We start from the raw sequence: 16,587 nt of genomic DNA, 5'->3' as shown, positions 1-16,587 counted from the left end.
GATGGTCACAGTCGCAGGCGCGGAGGGGGCGCTCCGGAAGCTTCTTGGTTCGATTCGACGCATCGGCCTCCTCTCCGGGCTGACGGTCTTCGGCGTCCTCGTTTTCTACGGCGCCTGCACGGCACGCGTGAATCCGAACGAATGGGGCGTGGAGCAGGTGCGCTTCGGGCTCAAGACCGGCATCAAGGAGCGGGCCTTCACGCCCGGCCTCTACTTCGTCCCGTTCGGGACGACGATGCACGACTTTCCCCGTGAGATCCACGTCCTGGAGGCGTCGTTCGACCGGACCGAATCGCTCGGCAAGGCGAAGACCGAGGACGTGAGGGAAGGGGTCGAGAAGTACTTCCAGCGCCGCGACAAGGTCCTGGGACGCGCGACGCACCGCGTCATCGACGCTTTCAACGTCCAGACCTCCGACGGCTACGCCGTCATCTGCGACGTGACGCTCCTCTATTCGATCTCCGACCCGGTGCGGATCGCGAAGGACTTCGGCTGGGGCTCGCTCTACGTCGACAGCTTCGCCGTCAACACCTTCCGCAACGGCGTCCTCCAGACGATCGGAAAGATGAATGCCGAGACGTTCTACAACGAGGAGCTGCGGATCGCGGCGGTGAAGGACGCCGAGACGTTCCTCAGGGCCCGGTTCGCCGAGCGGGGCTTCAAGGTGGAAACGCTCCTCCTTCGCAACTACGTCTACGCGGAGAACTACGAGAAATCGCTCCAGGAGAAGAAGGTCGCCGTCCAGATGGCGGAGAAGAACCGCAAGGAGGCGCTCGTCAACGAGGAGCACGCCAAGCTGGAGCAGATCCAGTCGAAGGGGAACGCCGCCATCACGATCGCCGAGTCGGCGGTGAACGCCGAGATCGCGAAGATCCGCGCCGAGGCCGAGCTCTACGCCTCGCAGACGCGGGCGAAGGCCGACAAGGAAGTGAACGTGGCGCAGGCGGAGGCGAAGCGGCTCAAGGCCGACGCCCTGAACAGCACGGGCGGGCGGTACGTCGTGGCCCTCGAGACGGCGAAGATGTTCGAGAACATCGAGGGGGCCGTCATGACCCCCGAGCAGTACATCTCCTTCATCCGCAACGCCTGGGCGGTCATCGGGGTCAGCAGCGGGACCGCCCCTGGTCCGGCGCCCGTCGGGGTGGGGGTGAAGAAGTGAGGCGCGCGACGGCTGCCCTCGCGGTCCTGGCGTCCACGGTCCTCGTCGGCTGCCGGCCCACGAACTCGACCGAGGTCGGCGTGAGGACGAGCCTCTTCGGCATCCTGGAGAAGCGGGGCGCCCAGGAGGTGTACTCCCCGGGCGGCGTCTACACGGTCCTGCCGGTCGTCAACTCCTGGACGACGCTCTCCGTGGCCCAGCAGAACCTCCTCATGAACGCGAACCCCGCGGAGGGGGACCGCCCGATTCCGGACGACATCACGTTCAAGACGAAGGACGGCAACAACGTCCACATCGACGTGAACGTCATGTGGCGGATCGACCCGAAGAAGGCCGGCTTCCTCATCACGAACGTCGGTCAGACGGTCGAGGAGATCCGGGAGCGCATCGTGAGGCCGGTCTCGCGGTCGGTGATCCGCGACATCTTCAACGAGATCACCTCCGAGGAGTACTACCAGGTCGCCATCAAGAACGCGATGGCGGAGAAGACGAGGAAAGCGCTGGTCGCTTCGCTCTCGCCGTACGGAATTCTCATCGACTCGCTCCAGGTGCAGCAGCACCGCTTCGACCCGGCCTACCAGGCCGCGATCAACGCGCAGAAGCAGGCCGAGGCCGACCAGCAGAAGCTCGTGGAGCAGCAGAAGTCGATGGAGGTCCAGAAGCGCTCGGAGCTCGAGGGCCGGCGGGCCGGCTGGAACAAGCTGCTCGAGGACGCCCGGGGCGAGGCGGGGCGCCTGCGCAACGAGGCCGACGGCTACTTCCAGACGAAGACGAACCAGGCCAAGGCCGTCGTGGCCGTTGCCCAGGCCGAGGCGGAGGGAATCCGCAAGGAGGCCGAAGCCCTCGGGAAGATGGGGGGCGACGCCTATGTGAAGATGCAGGTCGCCAAGCAGTTCGCGCAGAAGAAGATCCTCATCGTCCCGGGATCGAACGTCTCGACGATGAACGTGAACGAGATGGTCGACTTCCTCGTGGGACGTGCCGCGAGGCCGGTGCCGGGCAGTGTGGCACCGGCGCAGCAGCCCGTTCCGGCGCCACAGGAGCCGGAGAGGCGGTAGCGAGAGGGGCGTTGGGGGGCCAGGCGGCAGGGGAACCGGAGGAAGTACCATTGGAGGGCATGAAGACGCACTCCTACCGCTCGTCGTCCCTCGCCGTCCTCTTCCTCGCGGCGTCCCTGTCCCTCGGCTGCAGCAAGTCGGCAACCCCCGCCGCAGAGGCGCCGCCGGCCACGCCCGAGGTCGCCCTCGCCGGAGCCCACGACGGCGCGCCGGCCGCGGCGGGGTCGAACGCCGCCGTCACCTCCGTCACCGGCACGATCCTCGAGACGATGGACGCGGCGGGCTACACCTACCTGAAGCTGAAGACGGCTGAGGGGGAGACCTGGGCCGCGGTCAACGAGTCGAAGGTCGAGAAGGGCCAGACGGTCACCGTCCTGAACCCGATGCCGATGAACGGTTTCGAGAGCAAGACGCTGAACCGGACGTTCGACGTGATCCTGTTCGGGACGCTCGCGCCAGGAGCGGGCTCCGCCGCGACGGCGGACGCGTCCGCCGCCCCCGCCATGCCTTCGGGGATGGGAGGTGGCGCATCGGCGGTCCCGGCCTCGATGGCCGCTCAGCACGCCGCCGCGGCCACCGGCCCGGACGTGACCGAGAAGATCTCTGTTGCCAGGGCTGAAGGCGCAGAGGGGCGGACGGTCGCCGAGGTCGTTGCCCAGCGCGCCACGCTGAAGGGGAAGACCGTCGCCATCCGGGGCAAGGTGGTCAAGTTCAACGCCGGCATCATGGGGAAGAACTGGATCCACCTCCGGGACGGCTCCGGGACGCCCGAGGGGAAGGACAACGACGTCACGGTCACGACGAACGACACCGTCGCCAAGGGCGACGTCGTCCTCGTGAAGGGAACCGTCGCCGTCGACCGGGACTTCGGCTCGGGCTACACCTACGCGCTCGTCGTCGAGGACGCGAAGGTCACGAAGTAGGTCCGTCGCCCCGGCCGCCCGCCTTCCCGAGCCAGTGCGGGTCGGGGAGGCGGAGGCCGAGCCGGACGGAGGCCATCCGGAGCAGGACGATCGTCGCGAAGCCCGCGCCGTCGGCGTATGTCTGCGAGATCTCGAGCCACGGCCCGGCGAGGACCACGAGGCAGCCGAGGAACGATGCCGCGGCGTAGAGGGGGCCGGGCCGGAATATGGCGGGTATCTCGCGGATGAGAACGTCGCGCAGGACGCCGCCGAACGTCCCGGTAATGACCCCCATCAGCGACGCGGGGAGAGGCGGAAGGCCCGCCTCGAGGGCGTACCGGACGCCCGTCAGGCTGAAGAGGGCGAGGCCGAGGGCATCGATGAACACGGCCCTGTTGTCGAGCACGCCGGCGAGCGCGAAAGCGCGGCGGTTGTAGACGAAGGCGAGGCAGAGGAGGAGCGTCAGGAAGACGTACCCCTCGTTCGCGACCCAGAAGAGGGGCCGCCTCTCGAGGACGAGGTCCCGGAGAGTTCCCCCGCCGAACGCGGTGACGAGGGCGAGGGTGAACGTCCCGATCAGGTCCATCCGGGCACGCGCCGCCGTGATCATCCCCGAAACCGTCGCGACGACGACGGCGGCCGCCTCGACGGCGGTCGTGAGCTGAGGAAGGGCAGGCTTCACGGCGGGGGGAGTGTAGCGGGGGTCCCGGGCGGCCCGGCGACCGGCTTCAGGCGCGCGAGCGGTACGAGGTAGAGGGCGAAGACGACGCCCGTCGCGGCCAGGGCGCCCCGCAGGCCGACGGCCTCTACGAGGGCGCTGCCGGCGAGAGGGCCGACCATCATGCCGACGGCGTAGGCGACGTTCACGAGGGAGAACACGCTCCCGAACGAGCGGGTCCCCATCGCCTCGACGGCGTCGGCGAGGCCCGGGCTCACGGGGCTCATCACGAAAGAGGCCGTGACGCCGAGGGCCGCCATCGAGAGAGCAACGGCTCCCTTCGAAGAAAGGAACGCCGGAATGGGAACGAGGAGCGCCGCCAGGACGAACCCGACCCTGATGACCTTCAGCCGGCCGACACGGTCCGAGAGCCGGCCCATGAGGGGCGAGGTGAGCGTGTGCGCGAGCGCCGCGGCAGCGAAGAGGATGCCGATCTCCGAGGCGCGCATCCCGAGCGTGGCGTCGAGGTGGAGCGGGAGCGTCGACTCCAGGATCGCCCAGAGCGCGGCCCCGAGCGCCATCGCCCCCGCGAAGGTCCGAACGGTAGCGTTCGTGAGGAGCCCGGAGAGACCGACACGTTCCCCCGGCGGAGGATCGGCGTCCCGCAGGAACCCCACACGGGCGGCCGCGTCGGCCAGGGCCAGGCCCGCGGCGAGAAGGAACGGGCTTCGCGGCCCGAAGCTCTCGGTCAGGAAGCCCGAGATCGGCGGGCCGAGAAGGACCCCGATGTTGGCGGCGGCGAAGGCGGTCGCCATCGCCTGGCCACGGCGCTCCGACGGGAATCCCTCGGCCAGCAGCGCCAGCCCCGACGTCCAGGTCGCGGCCGCGGCCAGGCCCTGCAGGACGCGGGCGAGGAGCAGGAGCGGATAGGAGGAGGCGAAGGCGAAAAGAACCGTTGTTGCAGCGAGGCCGACGAGACCCCACAGGAACGGCTTGCGGCGGCCGATGCGGTCCGCGAGGCGGCCGAGCGGCCAGGTCCCGGCGAGGATGGCGGTCGCGTAGGCGCCGAAGAGGACTCCGACTTCCATCTGCGTGAGGCCGAGGGACTTCGCGTAGTGGGGGAGGAGCGGGACGAGGAGGTAATAGAGAACCGAATCGGTGAAAAAAGCGAGGCCGACGACGAAAAGGAGCATGGCGGGAGAGGTGCGGCGCGGCACGCCAGGCATGGTATCCGGACGAGCGGGCGAACGCTCCCGCGCCTAGAATGTCGTCGAGGGTCCTCGATGACGGAAAAAGCACTCGGGGCCACCTGGCAAGTCTTCCGCCTCACGCTGCGCGATACCGCCGGGGAGTACGCGAGAGCTCACCTGGCTCGGGTCTCGGCGTTCCCTCTGGAGCCGACGGCTCCCGAGCGGCTGGCACCGGTCGTCGATGCGATCCTCGCCGAGCTCGACCGAAGCTGCGCCGCGGAAGAGGCGAGCCCGGTCCTGCGCGTGATCAAGAGGACCTTCCGTCCGAGCCGGGAGGAGCAGTACCGAAAGCGACTGAAGAAGGCGTTCGACGCCTACTCCGGCGCCTGGAGGGCGCGGGCCGCGAGCTGACGGCCGATCCCGGGTCCGGGTTCAGGGTAGGAAGCGCCCGGCGAGGTGAGCGGGCAGGCGAGGGCACGTTCCCCGTGGCCGTGCAAGGAGCCGCCCACGGGTCCGCGCCACGGCCCGATAGACGCCGTCCCTGAGAGGTCGGGGGACGACTTTCACGACGCCCGCGACGAATCGCCAGGCACCGCCGAGCCGGTCCAGGGCGTGCAGTACGGCGTCGCTCCTGGTCCGGAGCCGGCCCGTCTCGTCGAGAACCGCCACGGTCCCGGAGGGAAGCGGCCCGTCGCCGCCAGCCACGAGCCGGACCGTGGCCGTTGGGCCTCCGAGGGGCGCGAAGACGAAAAGGCTCCCGTCCCGGTCGCGCCGGGCCAGGAATGCCACGCTTCGGTGGCAGAGGCCGCATCCACCGTCGTAGAGGACGAGGTCAGGCACGAAGCGAGTGTGCTCCCGATCGGTCCGGGAATCGCGCCGGATCCATGACGGACGTCATGCGGGGGGGCATGAACCGTTCAGAAGGCTCTTGACGCGATGCGTCACACGCCCGACAGTGCGGGCGTGAACTCGAAAGCCGGTCTTCCCACAGCACCGGAGGCGGGTCCGTGAGGCGGGGCATTGCCCTCGCCGAGACGCTGGCGGGCCTTCTCCTCGGCACGGCCCTGGGCGTCGGGACCTACACCTTCGTCTACGCGAAGGGCGCCTCGTACCTCTCCAGCGACCCGAACGCGTGCGCGAACTGCCACGTCATGACGGAGCAGCTCGACGGCTGGTCGCGGGGGAGCCACCGGGCGGTCGCGACGTGCAACGACTGCCACACCCCCCCGGGCTTCGTCGCCAAGTACGCGACGAAAGCCTCGAACGGGTTCTGGCACTCCTTCGCCTTCACGACGGGGCGCTTCCCGGACCCGATCCGGATCACGGAGCGAAACCACCGCGTCACCGAGAAGGCCTGCCGGAAGTGTCACGCGGACGTCGTCCACGACATCGACCGGATCACCCGCAAGGGCCGCGAGCTCTCCTGCGTCGCGTGCCACCGGTCCGTCGGCCACCAGCACTGAAGAGAAAGCGCGAGAAGCGAGGCATCGAGATGACCGAGAAGCAGACCAGCACCGCGAGGACGATCCTCGTCACCGCCGCGATCGCCGCGTTCGCCGCCGTCGGCGTGACCGCCCTCCTCGTCAACATCATGGAGCACAAGCAGGAGGCGAAGAACCCGTTCTTCCGCGTCGTCGAGCTGACCGACGACACCGAGGACCCGGCCGCCTGGGGGAAGAACTTCCCCGTCCAGTACGACTCCTACAAGCGGACCGTGGACATGGTGCGGACGAAGTTCGGAGGGAGCGAGGCGCTTCCGCGGACGCCGACCGAGAAGGACCCGCGCGGCCTCGTCACGACGTCGAAGATCGAGGAGGACCCGCGGCTGAAGAGGATGTGGCTTGGGTACGCCTTCGCGATCGACTTTCGCGAGGAGCGCGGCCACGCCTACATGCTCGACGACCAGACGTTCACCGAGCGCCAGCAGGTGGTGAAGCAGCCCGGGACCTGCATGAACTGCCACGCCTCGACGTACGTCACGATGAAGAAGCTCGGCGAGGGAGACGTCGTGAAGGGCTTCGAGAAGATGAACCAGATGACCTACTTCGACGCGCGCAAGCTCGTGAAGCACCCCGTTGCGTGCATCGACTGCCACGATTCGCAGTCGATGGCGCTGCGCATCACGCGCCCCGGCTTCATGGAGGGGATCCGGGCGTTCAAAGCCTCGCAGGGGGTCACCGACTACGACGTGAACACGCAGGCGACCCGGCAGGAGATGCGCACCTACGTCTGCGCCCAGTGCCACGTCGAGTACTACTTCAAGGGACCCGAGAAGCGCCTCACGTTCCCTTGGCACAAGGGCCTGAAGGCCGACGAGATCCTGGCCTACTACGACGAGGTCGGCTTCAAGGACTGGACGCACGCCGAATCGGGCTCACCGAACCTGAAGGCTCAGCACCCCGAGTTCGAGATGTACAGCCAGGGAATCCACGCGCGGTCGGGCGTGGCGTGCGCCGACTGCCACATGCCCTACACGAAGGTCGGAGCGATGAAGGTCTCCGACCACCACGTCAGGAGCCCGCTCCTGAACATCAACAGGGCCTGCCAGACGTGCCACCGCTGGTCCGAGGAGGAGCTCAAGGGGCGCGCCGAGACGATCCAGGCGCGGCACACCGAGATGCGCAACCTCGCGATGGACGCCCTCATGTCGCTCATCGACGACCTGAAGGCCGCCAAGGAAGCGGGGAAGAGCGACGACGAGATGGCGGTCGCCCGGAACTTCCAGCGCCGCGCCTCGTTCCTGCTGGATTTCGCCGAGGCCGAGAACTCGGTGGGCTTCCACGCGCCGCAGGAAGGGGCGCGGATTCTCGCGCAGTCCATCGATGCCTCCCGCAAGGGGCAGCTCGCCATCCGCGGGGCGCTCCCGGCGACGCCGCAGCCGCAGCAGAAGGTTTCCGCGCCCCCGGTCGCGCCGGCTCCGGGCGTATCCGTGAAGGTCGCGGCCGTCTCGACGCCCTGACGCTCCCGGACGCGGGCCGGGCGAGAATCCCCGCATGGACCGCCCGGCCTACGACGCCTTCACCCGCGCCCTCTCGACCGCCCTCGCCGGCGACCCCCGGATCGTCGGCCTCGTCGCCCTTGGCTCGATGTCGGGGGATGGGGTCCCGCCCGACGCTTATTCCGACCACGACTTCTTCGTCGTCACGGTGCCTGGCGCACCTGAGTCTTTCCGGACGGATCTCGCCTGGCTTCCCGGCGCGGACCGGGCGGCCCTCGTCCACCGCGAGACGGCGCACGGGCTGAAGGTCGTCCTGCCGGACGGCCACCTCCTCGAGTTCGCGGTCTTCGACCTCGACGAGCTTCTCGTCGCCCGCGCGAATCGATACGCGGTGCTCCTCGACCGCGGCGGCGTGGCGGCGAGGATGGCGGAGATAGCGGGCAAGCCCGTCGAATCTCACCCCGACCGGTGGCTCTGCGGCCAGCTCCTCGGAAACCTCCTCGTGGGCGGGGTGCGCGCGGCGAGGGGCGAGCTCCTGTCGGCGCGCCTCTTCGTGGCGGGGCACGCGACAGGGCACCTCCTCCGGCTCCTCGCCCGCCACGTCCCGGCGGAGGCGGACGTCCCTCTCGACGACCTCGATCCGTTCCGGCGTTTCGAGAGGGCGTATCCCCGTCTCGGCGGCGAGCTCGACGGCGCTCTGGCCCGGGACCCGCTCGAGGCGGCGATCGCCCTCCTCGACCTCGCCGGGCGCGAGCTGCGGCCCTATTTGCCCGAATGGCCCTCGGCCGCGGCCGAGGTCGTCGGAAATCGGCTCCGTGAAGCCCGGGACGGGCTTGCCGCCGGGTAGAATCCCCGGTTGCCATGCTGTTCAAGACGATCATCGAACCCTTCCGTATCAAGTCGGTCGAATCGGTCAAGTTCACGACCCGCGAGGAGCGCGAGAAGGCGCTCGTCGAAGCCGGGTACAACGTCTTCCTCCTCCGGGCGGACGACGTCCTCATCGACCTCCTGACCGACTCCGGGACGGGCGCGATGTCGTCGGCGCAGTGGGGCGCCCTGATCCAGGGCGACGAGAGCTACGCCGGGAGCCGGTCGTTCTACCGCTTCCGCGACGTCGTGACGGACCTCACCGGGTTCAAGCACGTCATTCCGACCCACCAGGGACGTGCGGCGGAGAGGATCCTCTTCCACACGATCCTGAAGCCGGGAATGGTCATCCCGAGCAACACCCACTTCGACACGACGCGCGCGAACATCGAGGTCGAGGGGGCCGAGGCCCGCGATCTCGTCATCGCCGAAGGGAAGGTCCCGTCCCTGATCCACCCGTTCAAGGGGAACATGGACCTCGCCAAGCTCGAGAAGACCCTCGTCGAGGACGGCCCGCGGGTCCCGATCGTGATGGTGACCATCACGAACAACTCCGGCGGCGGCCAGCCCGTCTCCCTCGAGAACATCCGGGGAATCCGCGCCCTCTGCGACACGTACGGCAAGCCCTTCATCATCGACGCCTGCCGGTTCGCCGAGAACGCCTGGTTCATAAAGGAGCGCGAGCCGGGGCAGTCGGAGCGGACGCCGAAGGAGATCGCGCAGGAGGTCTTCTCCCTCGCGGACGGCGCCACGATGTCGGCCAAGAAGGACGGCCTCGCCAACATCGGCGGCTTCCTGGCGATGAACGACGACGCGCTCGCCGCCTCCTGCCGGAACCTCCTGATCCTCACCGAGGGCTTCCCGACCTACGGTGGCCTCGCCGGGTACGATCTCGAAGCGATCGCCCGAGGGCTCGAGGAGGTCGTCGAGGAGCCGTACCTGCGCTACCGGATCCGCTCGACGGCCTACCTCGCCGACAAGCTGACCGGCGCGGGCGTCCCGATCATTCAGCCGCCGGGCGGCCACGCCGTCTACATCGACGCACGGGCGATGCTCCCGCACGTCCCGCCCCTCCAGTACCCCGGCATCGCCGTCGCGAACTCTCTCTACGTCGAGGCCGGCATCCGGGGCGTCGAGATCGGGACCGTGATGTTCGGCATGCAGCCGGACGGAACCGAGAAGCCCGGCGCGATGGACCTCGTCCGTCTCGCCATCCCGAGGCGCGTCTACACCCAGTCGCACATCGACTACGCGGCGGAGGGTGTCCTCGAGGTCTTCCGCAAGCGTGACGGGCTCCGGGGCCTCAGGATCACCGAGGCCCCGAGCGTCCTCCGGCACTTCACGGCGAGATTCGCGCCGCTCTGACCCGCGTCAGGTCCGGGGAGGCGGGCCGGGCGGCACGTCGAACGCGCCCGAGCGGGGGGGGGCGGAGCCGTCGGGGATGCGAATCGTGAACGCGCTCCCGAGTCCCGGGGTGCTCCTCACGGAGATCTCCCCGCCCAGGAGGGAGACGAGCCGCCGGGTCAGTGCGAGGCCGAGGCCGGTTCCGCCGAATCGGCGCGAGGTGGAGGAGTCGGCCTGGGTGAAAGGCTGGAAGAGCCTCTCGAGCTGATCGGCGGGGATGCCGGGGCCGTCGTCCTCGACGACGAAGACCGCCTCGGCCCGTCCGGCCCGGTTCTCCCGGACGATCGAGATCGTGACATTTCCGTTCTCGGTGAACTTGCAGGCGTTCCCGGCGACGTTCACGAGCGCCTGGCGCACCTTCGTCCGGTCGCTGGTCAGGGCGCCGGCGGCCTCGGCGCCGCGGAACATGAGGTGGTTGCGGTTCTTGAGGGCGAGGGGCTTCACGAGCGCCTCGACCTCGGCGCAGAGGTCGAGGACCGGGAACGTCTCCAGCTCGATCTCCATCTTCCCGGCCTCGACCTTCGAGAGGTCGAGGATCGTGTCGATGAGCTGAAGCAGGTGGCGCCCGGCGGCGCGCACCTTGCGGATGTCTCCCGTCAGCTCGGGCCGTCGCGCGAGGTGGACCTCCTCCTCGAGGATCTCGCTGTAACCGATGATCGCGTTCAGCGGCGTCCGGAGCTCGTGACTGACGTTCGCGAGGAACGTGCTCTTGGCGATGCTCGCCTGGCGCGCGCGCTCCTCCGAATCCGAGAGACGCTCGACGGCCTCCTGCAGCTCGGCGGTCCGCTCCACCACCCTTTGCTCGAGCGTCGAAGCCCTCGCGCGCAGCTGCCGCAACCTCCACTGGACGGTCGCCCCGACGAGCAGCGCGGCGGCCAGCCCGTAGAGAGCCCAGGCCCACGGCGCCCGCCACGGCGCGGTCGAGATGGAGAACGGGAAGGAAACGGGCCCGGAGACGTTGCCCGAGCCATCCCGTCCGCTCACGTGGAAGACGTAGTCCCCCGGCGGCAACGACGCGTATTCCTTCTTCCAGTCGGGAAGCCAGTCGGACTCCGTTTCGTCGAGCCCCTCGAGCCGTGTCCTGTAGCGCGTTCCCGATTCCCGGTAGTCGGAAAGGAGCGCGAACTCCATCACGACGTGGTTCTCGTCGTGGCGGAGCCGCTCTCCTTTTCCGAGGGCGCGGGAGCGCCCGCCGACGCGCGCGGCTTCCAGGATCAGGGGCTTCGGGGTGGTGTCCGCCTCCTCGCGGGAGACGTCGAGAACGGCGAGCCCCCCGACCGTGCCGGCCCAGAGGCGGCCCAGACGGTCGAGGTGCGCGGCGAAGCACTCGTTTCCCGGGAGGCCGTCGTCGACGTCGTAGGTCGAGACGTCGTACGCCGCCGGATCCGCGTCGCCGGGAGTGCGAGGGGTGAGGCGTGCGACGCCCCGGTTCGTCAGCACGTAGACGCGTCCGCGACCGTCACTTTCGATCTGGTTCACGGAACGCCCCGGGAGGGCGGGGACGGTCGTGTCGGACAGGAGCACGAAGCGCGGGGGGCGGGAGGTGGGATCGATACGGACCGCGCCGCCCCGCGTCGCCGCCCAGATCCAGGCGCCGCCGGCCGGGCGTTTCTGGAGATGCAGGGAGACGACGACGTCGTCGGGGAAGCCGCCGCGACTGTCGAGGAAGCGGATCTCTCCGTCCTCGAGCCACGCGAGCCCTCCCCCGAAAGTTCCCATCCAGAGGACCTTCTGTCCGTCCGCGTCGAAGGTCTCGGCCAGCGACGTCACGGGATTGGTCGGAAGGCCGTTCGCCATGGTCCATGTCTCGAAACGCCCGGCCCCGAGGCGCGCGAGGCCGCCGTGAGTCCCGACCCAGAGGTCGTCGCCCGAGGGCAGGAGCGCCCAGATCCTGTTGCTCGGCAGCCCGTCCGCGGTCGTCCAGCTCCTGAGTCGCCTGTCGGCGAGACGGGCGAGCCCCCCTTCGGTTCCGATCCAGAGGGCGTCTCCCGATGCCCGTGGGACGGGTGCGAGGGCGTTCACGGACGCGTCCGGAAGGCCTGAGGCGCGGTCCAGCACGGTGAACCGGCCGTCGGCGAAACGGGCGAGGCCGGCGTCGGTGGCGATCCAGAATGCGTGCCGGTCGTTCGGCTCGTGCGTCTCGCGGATGGCGTAGACGGTGTTGTTCGGCAGGCCCGCGAGCTTGTCGAGGGTGCGGAACGCCCCCAGGCGGAGGCGGACCACGCCGCCTCCTTCCGTGCCGACCCAGATCGTGTCCCCGGCGCCGCCGCCGCGCAGGAGCGCGAGCGCTCCGTTGGTCGGAAGGCCGGCGGCCGTTCCGTACGAGACGACATCCGTCGGGCCGATGAGGTGAATCCCGCCCCCGAGCGTGGCGACCCAGAGATGGGCGCCGTCGGGGCCGGAGGCCTCGAGCAGGGCGTTCACGGTGGAGCGCGGGAGGCGCCGGTCGGTCTCCGGCGTCGTCCAGCCGCTCGTGGAGAGGACGTAGAGACCTCTTCGGGTGCCGACGAAGAGCCGGGTGCCGCCATTGCGGGCCGGTGTCTCGAGGAGCGCCTTGACGGCCGGGCGCGGGTCTTCGGGAGGGGGCGGAACGGCAGTGACCTTTCCTCCCTCGAGAAGGACCAGGCCCGCCGTCGTCCCGACCCAGAGGGCCTCGGGGTCCCCGGCCGACCGGGCCGGAGCGAGCGCCTGGACGGCGTTGGCAGGGAGTCCGTCCTTCGTCTCCCACCGCATCCAGGATCCGGCGCGCAGCCTGTAGAGACCCCAACCTGCGGTGCCGGCCCAGATCGAGCTCTCCCCGTTTGCCCCGCGCGTCTCCGCCAGAGACCAGACGACGTCGGCCGGGCCGGGCAGCGGCGGGACGCTCGTGTCGAACTCGCCGTCCCGGTAGTGCAGGAGTCCGCTTCCCTCCGTCCCGATCCAGAGGCTTCCGTCGGATGCGGCGAGGAGCGTCCGCACCGATTGGGACTTCACTTCCCGGGGAAGCCGGACTCCCCGGAAGACCCGGCCGTTCCACACTCCCAGCCCGTCCTGGGTGCCGACCCAGACGTAACCGCGGGTGTCGAGCGCGAGGGCCTGGCCGGTATTCTGGGGAAGGCCCTCCCGGTCGGTGAAGACCCGGAACGAGGGTCGCGCGAGGGCCGCCGGGTCGTCCCGATCCGCGGCTCCCGCCACGCCGGTACCCAGGAGGAGCGCGAGGAAGAGTCGTCTCAAAGGGAGATGGACCCCTTTCGAAACGACGTCTTTCCGAGAAGCGCATTCACCACGACGGGGCGGCCCGTCCGGGCGCGACGGAACGCCTCGGCGAGCACGGCAGGAGCTTTGGCCGGGTCGTCGAGGAGGAGCCCCTCGCCGCCGAGGCCGCGGGCGGCCTCGTGGTAGTCGGTCGCGCGCAGGACCGTGCCGACGTCGTCCTTCAGCACCTCTACCTGCTCGCGCGCAATCTGCGTCCAGCCGGCATCGTTCCCGATGACGGCCACGACGCCGAGGCCGTGTCTCACGAACGTGTCGACCTCCACCAGGCCGTAGCCGGCCGAGCCGTCGCCCCAGAGAAGGAGGACGTCCTCGTCCGGTCGGCAGAGCGCTGCTCCGAGCGCGAATCCCGCGCCGACACCGAGCGTTCCGAAGGCTCCGGGGTCCAGCCACGAGAGTGGTCCGCGCGGCCGGAGGACGTACGACGCCGTGGCGACGAAGTCCCCGCCGTCGGCGACGACGACGCTCCTGGGCGGGAGGACCTCCTCGATCTGCCGGCAGAGCGTGACCGGGTCGAGCGATCCCTTCTCTCCCTCGGGCGAAGCAGCGATCTCGGCGTTGCGTGTCGCGTCGCGCCCGCCGAGCCGGCCGAGCCAGGTGGCGCGGGGGAAGCCAGCAGGGACATCCGCGGCGAGCGAGCGGACAAAGAGCGCCGGGTCGCCGTGAACGCCCAGCGTGGGGCGCCTGTTCAGCGTCAGGGCGCCCCGATCGCGGTTCACGGAGACGAGCGTGGTCGAGCGGCCGATCTGCCTCCCGTAGTCGAGGCGGAAGTCGCAGGGCACGCCCGCGAGGAGGACGAGGTCGGCCTCGCGCAGCGCCTCTTTCCGCCGGTGGCGGACCTGCAGGGTCGAGGCCGGCCCGAGAAGCCCTCGGGCCGTTCCCGAGAGGAAGACCGGGAGTCTCAGCGTGTCGACCGCCCGCGCGAGGCTCGCCGCGTCGGCGGGCGACATCATCGCGCCGCTCCCGAGGACGAGCACGGGGCGCTCGCTGCGCGCCAGGAGGAGCGCCGCGGTCCCGACGCTTCCGGCCTCGGGCGCCGGAGGGGCCGGCGCCTCGGAATCAACCGGGGCCGCGTCGGCCGCCCCTGCGAAGATCGCGTCGAGGTGGCGGCCGAGGTACCACTTCGTCGCCGTCTCGACGAGCCCCTTCGGCTCGCCGGACTTCCCGCCGTACCAGCTGCGGACGAGCGCCTCGTCGTAGAGGAGATCCACCGGGCACTCGACGAAGACCGGACCCGGGACCCCTTCGCGACAGACCGAAAAAGCGCGTTCGAGCGCCGGGACGAGGTCCCGAACCTTCGTTACCGCCGTCGCCCACTTGACGATGGGCCGGATGAAGCCGAGCTGGTCGATGTCCTGGAGCGCGCCGCGCCCCCTGAGGACGGTGGCCGTCGCCCCGCCGAGAAGGACGAGGGGCGACTGTGCGAGTCGGGCGTTCTGGAGCGCGGTGACCGCGTTCGTCACGCCCGGGCCGGCCGTCACGGCCGCCACGCCCGGCACACCCGTGAGCCGGGCGACGGCATCGGCCGCAAAAACGGCGGTCGCCTCGTGCCGCGTGTCGACGACGCGGACGCCGCGCGCCTTCGCCGCGGCCAGGATCGGCGAGATGTGGCCTCCGCAGAGCGTGAACAGGAACCTCACGCCCTGCCGGACGAGGACCTGGGCGACGAGTTCGCCCCCGGACGTCACAGACACTCCCCGTGGGGAGGAACTCCGGCGGACCGCATCATCTGAACTCCCGTGAGGAGATTAGCAGCGGTTGCCGCATGCGTCTTCCTTCGGCGCTGCTCAGCCGAGAGCGCCGCCCCCGCCCCCCGTCGCAAGCCGGGCGAGGGGGAGCGCGGCCGAGAGGAACGCCGAGCGGAGCGGCGCGATGGCGAGAGCCGCCTTGACCGGCGGCGCGGACTCGAGGAGCTTGACGACCCGCCCGATCGCCTGCATCGGAAGGCTCTCGACGTCCTCGAGGAGGAGGTCGGCGAGCTTGCCGCGCTCGATCGCCATCGCGACGTAGCGCTCGAACGTGTCCTCCGGGGTGAAGACCTTCTTCTCGCGCGGCCGCATCGAGATGGACCCGAGCCGGCACGCCGAGTGGCAGACGCCGCAGCCGAGGCAGAGCGCCGGGTCGACGACGGCCTTGCGGCGCCGCCGGCCGCTCTCGTCGACCTCCACGAGGCCGATCGCGTCGACGGGGCATGCCTTCTCGCACTTCCCGCAGCCCCCGCACTTCTCGCGGTCGACCTCCATCAGGAAGCTCGAGCTGACGATCGCCTTCGTCATCCCGTGGGTCTTGAAGGCGCGCATCATTCCGCAGCAGCAGCCGCAGCAGTTGCAGATGTAGCCCACCTCGCGCTTCACGTTGTCGCCGGTCTGCGCCAGGCCCGCCGCCTGCGCTTCGCGGAGGATCCGGAGCGCCTCGGCGCGGTCGACCCGCTCGGCGTGGCCGGTCCTCACGAGGGCGTCGGCACCGGGCCCGAACGAGAGGCAGACGCGCCGGGGGGCGTCGCAGGCCGTCCCGAGGTGCTCGGAGTGGTGGCGGCAGGCGCAGAGAGAGACGGCCGCGCTGCGGGCCGTCTCGACGATCCGCGTCGCCCGCTCGTGGTCGAGGACCTCCGTCGCGTCCTCCGGGAGGGCCGTCTCCCGGACGAGCGAGCGTCCGATCTGCGTGTCGCCGCCGAAGACGGCCTTCGCGAAGGCGGCGTCTCCCTCGAAGAAGTACTCCTCGAAGAGGCGCGCCAGCTCGGCGCGGGGCAGGTCGTCGCCCGCCCGCATGAACGTCAGCTCGAAGAAGCCGATGACGACGGGAGCGAGCGAAACGTACCGCGTGCCGTTCTTCGTCAGGTCGAAGACGAGGCCGCGCCGGGCCATGTCGGCGAGGCGCTCGTCGAGGCGGGCCGTGTCGAGGCCGAGCCGGGCGGCGAGGCGGTCGACCCGGATCGGCTTCGTCGGCACCTGTGCGGCGAGGTCGGCGTCCTCGGGGCTGAAGAGGATCTCGAGCGCACGGCGGAATGCGGGGGAGTCGGGTGCCCCGGTGACGTTCCGGTCGAGCCGCTCCTGGAGCCTGTCGTAGCGGCGGTCGGAATTGACGAGGTGGTGGCCCATGATCGCCTCTCCCTTGCGCGCCCCGGACGCCGGGGCCCGGACGGCGGGCCTTCTCGGGCCT

The 16,587-nt window shown here is 70.1% G+C and carries 14 protein-coding genes; 8 read left to right on the top strand and 6 right to left on the bottom strand.

Going from position 1 to position 16,587, the window contains the following annotated elements:
- The first annotated feature begins 1 nt into the window (after position 1).
- Genes IPN03_23205 through IPN03_23195 form a run of 3 tightly spaced genes read left to right on the top strand, consistent with a single transcriptional unit; the run spans position 2 to position 3,140 of the window.
- Positions 2-1,159: a hypothetical protein gene (locus IPN03_23205; GenBank protein MBK9376544.1), complete on the top strand. Its 1,158-nt coding sequence runs from the start codon at positions 2-4 to the stop codon at positions 1,157-1,159.
- Complete coding sequence (locus IPN03_23200; protein ID MBK9376543.1) at positions 1,156-2,217, top strand: hypothetical protein; 1,062 nt, start codon at positions 1,156-1,158, stop codon at positions 2,215-2,217. The genes IPN03_23205 and IPN03_23200 overlap by 4 nt, the downstream gene beginning before the upstream one ends.
- A gap of 59 nt (positions 2,218-2,276) precedes the next feature.
- Positions 2,277-3,140, top strand: coding sequence for a nucleotide-binding protein (locus IPN03_23195; protein MBK9376542.1), 864 nt, complete (start codon positions 2,277-2,279; stop codon positions 3,138-3,140).
- Here the strand turns inward: IPN03_23195 and IPN03_23190 are convergent.
- Positions 3,130-3,801: a trimeric intracellular cation channel family protein gene (locus IPN03_23190; protein ID MBK9376541.1), complete on the bottom strand. Its 672-nt coding sequence runs from the start codon at positions 3,799-3,801 to the stop codon at positions 3,130-3,132. The two genes, IPN03_23195 and IPN03_23190, sit on opposite strands and share 11 nt — an antisense overlap.
- Positions 3,798-4,994 (bottom strand): MFS transporter, encoded by a 1,197-nt coding sequence (locus IPN03_23185; protein ID MBK9376540.1) that lies wholly within the window; start codon positions 4,992-4,994, stop codon positions 3,798-3,800. The genes IPN03_23190 and IPN03_23185 overlap by 4 nt, the downstream gene beginning before the upstream one ends.
- 66 nt (positions 4,995-5,060) lie before the next feature.
- Between IPN03_23185 and IPN03_23180 the strand changes: the two genes are divergently transcribed.
- On the top strand, positions 5,061-5,378 hold the full coding sequence (locus IPN03_23180) for a hypothetical protein (GenBank protein MBK9376539.1): 318 nt from the start codon (positions 5,061-5,063) through the stop codon (positions 5,376-5,378).
- Between the two features lie 21 nt (positions 5,379-5,399).
- On the opposite strand, the gene IPN03_23175 is transcribed toward IPN03_23180, so the two are convergent.
- A complete protein-coding gene (locus IPN03_23175) occupies positions 5,400-5,807 on the bottom strand; it encodes a DUF393 domain-containing protein (protein MBK9376538.1) in 408 nt (135 codons plus the stop codon).
- 167 nt (positions 5,808-5,974) lie between these two features.
- Here IPN03_23175 and nrfH point away from each other — a divergent pair, with 167 nt between their 5' ends.
- Genes nrfH through IPN03_23155 form a run of 4 tightly spaced genes read left to right on the top strand, consistent with a single transcriptional unit; the run spans position 5,975 to position 10,137 of the window.
- Positions 5,975-6,430 (top strand): cytochrome c nitrite reductase small subunit, encoded by a 456-nt coding sequence (gene nrfH / locus IPN03_23170; protein ID MBK9376537.1) that lies wholly within the window; start codon positions 5,975-5,977, stop codon positions 6,428-6,430.
- A gap of 29 nt (positions 6,431-6,459) precedes the next feature.
- The gene (locus IPN03_23165; GenBank protein MBK9376536.1) at positions 6,460-7,926 is read left to right on the top strand and encodes an ammonia-forming cytochrome c nitrite reductase subunit c552; all 1,467 of its coding nucleotides are present in this window, start codon (positions 6,460-6,462) and stop codon (positions 7,924-7,926) included.
- Positions 7,927-7,960: 34 nt separating this feature from the next.
- Complete coding sequence (locus IPN03_23160; GenBank protein MBK9376535.1) at positions 7,961-8,752, top strand: hypothetical protein; 792 nt, start codon at positions 7,961-7,963, stop codon at positions 8,750-8,752.
- Positions 8,753-8,766: 14 nt separating this feature from the next.
- Entirely contained in the window at positions 8,767-10,137 is a 1,371-nt protein-coding gene (locus IPN03_23155) for a tryptophanase (GenBank protein MBK9376534.1), read from the top strand.
- Positions 10,138-10,143: 6 nt separating this feature from the next.
- Here IPN03_23155 and IPN03_23150 read toward each other — a convergent pair whose 3' ends face one another.
- The 3 genes from IPN03_23150 to IPN03_23140 all read right to left on the bottom strand — a co-directional run bounded on the left by IPN03_23150 (position 10,144) and on the right by IPN03_23140 (position 16,526).
- Complete coding sequence (locus IPN03_23150; protein MBK9376533.1) at positions 10,144-13,389, bottom strand: hypothetical protein; 3,246 nt, start codon at positions 13,387-13,389, stop codon at positions 10,144-10,146.
- Positions 13,386-15,116 carry a thiamine pyrophosphate-binding protein gene (locus tag IPN03_23145; protein ID MBK9376532.1) on the bottom strand — a complete coding sequence of 577 codons (1,731 nt, stop codon included), beginning with the start codon at positions 15,114-15,116 and terminating at the stop codon, positions 13,386-13,388. The genes IPN03_23150 and IPN03_23145 overlap by 4 nt, the downstream gene beginning before the upstream one ends.
- Positions 15,117-15,215: 99 nt before the next feature.
- Positions 15,216-16,526 (bottom strand): 4Fe-4S binding protein, encoded by a 1,311-nt coding sequence (locus IPN03_23140; protein MBK9376531.1) that lies wholly within the window; start codon positions 16,524-16,526, stop codon positions 15,216-15,218.
- Between the last annotated feature and the right edge of the window lie 61 nt (positions 16,527-16,587).

The sequence above is a fragment of the Holophagales bacterium genome (assembly GCA_016719485.1).
In the GTDB taxonomy this organism is placed as follows: Bacteria; Acidobacteriota; Thermoanaerobaculia; order UBA5066; family UBA5066; genus UBA5066.
The sequence above is the reverse complement of the archived record's forward strand: the minus strand, read 5'-3'. Positions and strand labels throughout refer to the sequence as shown.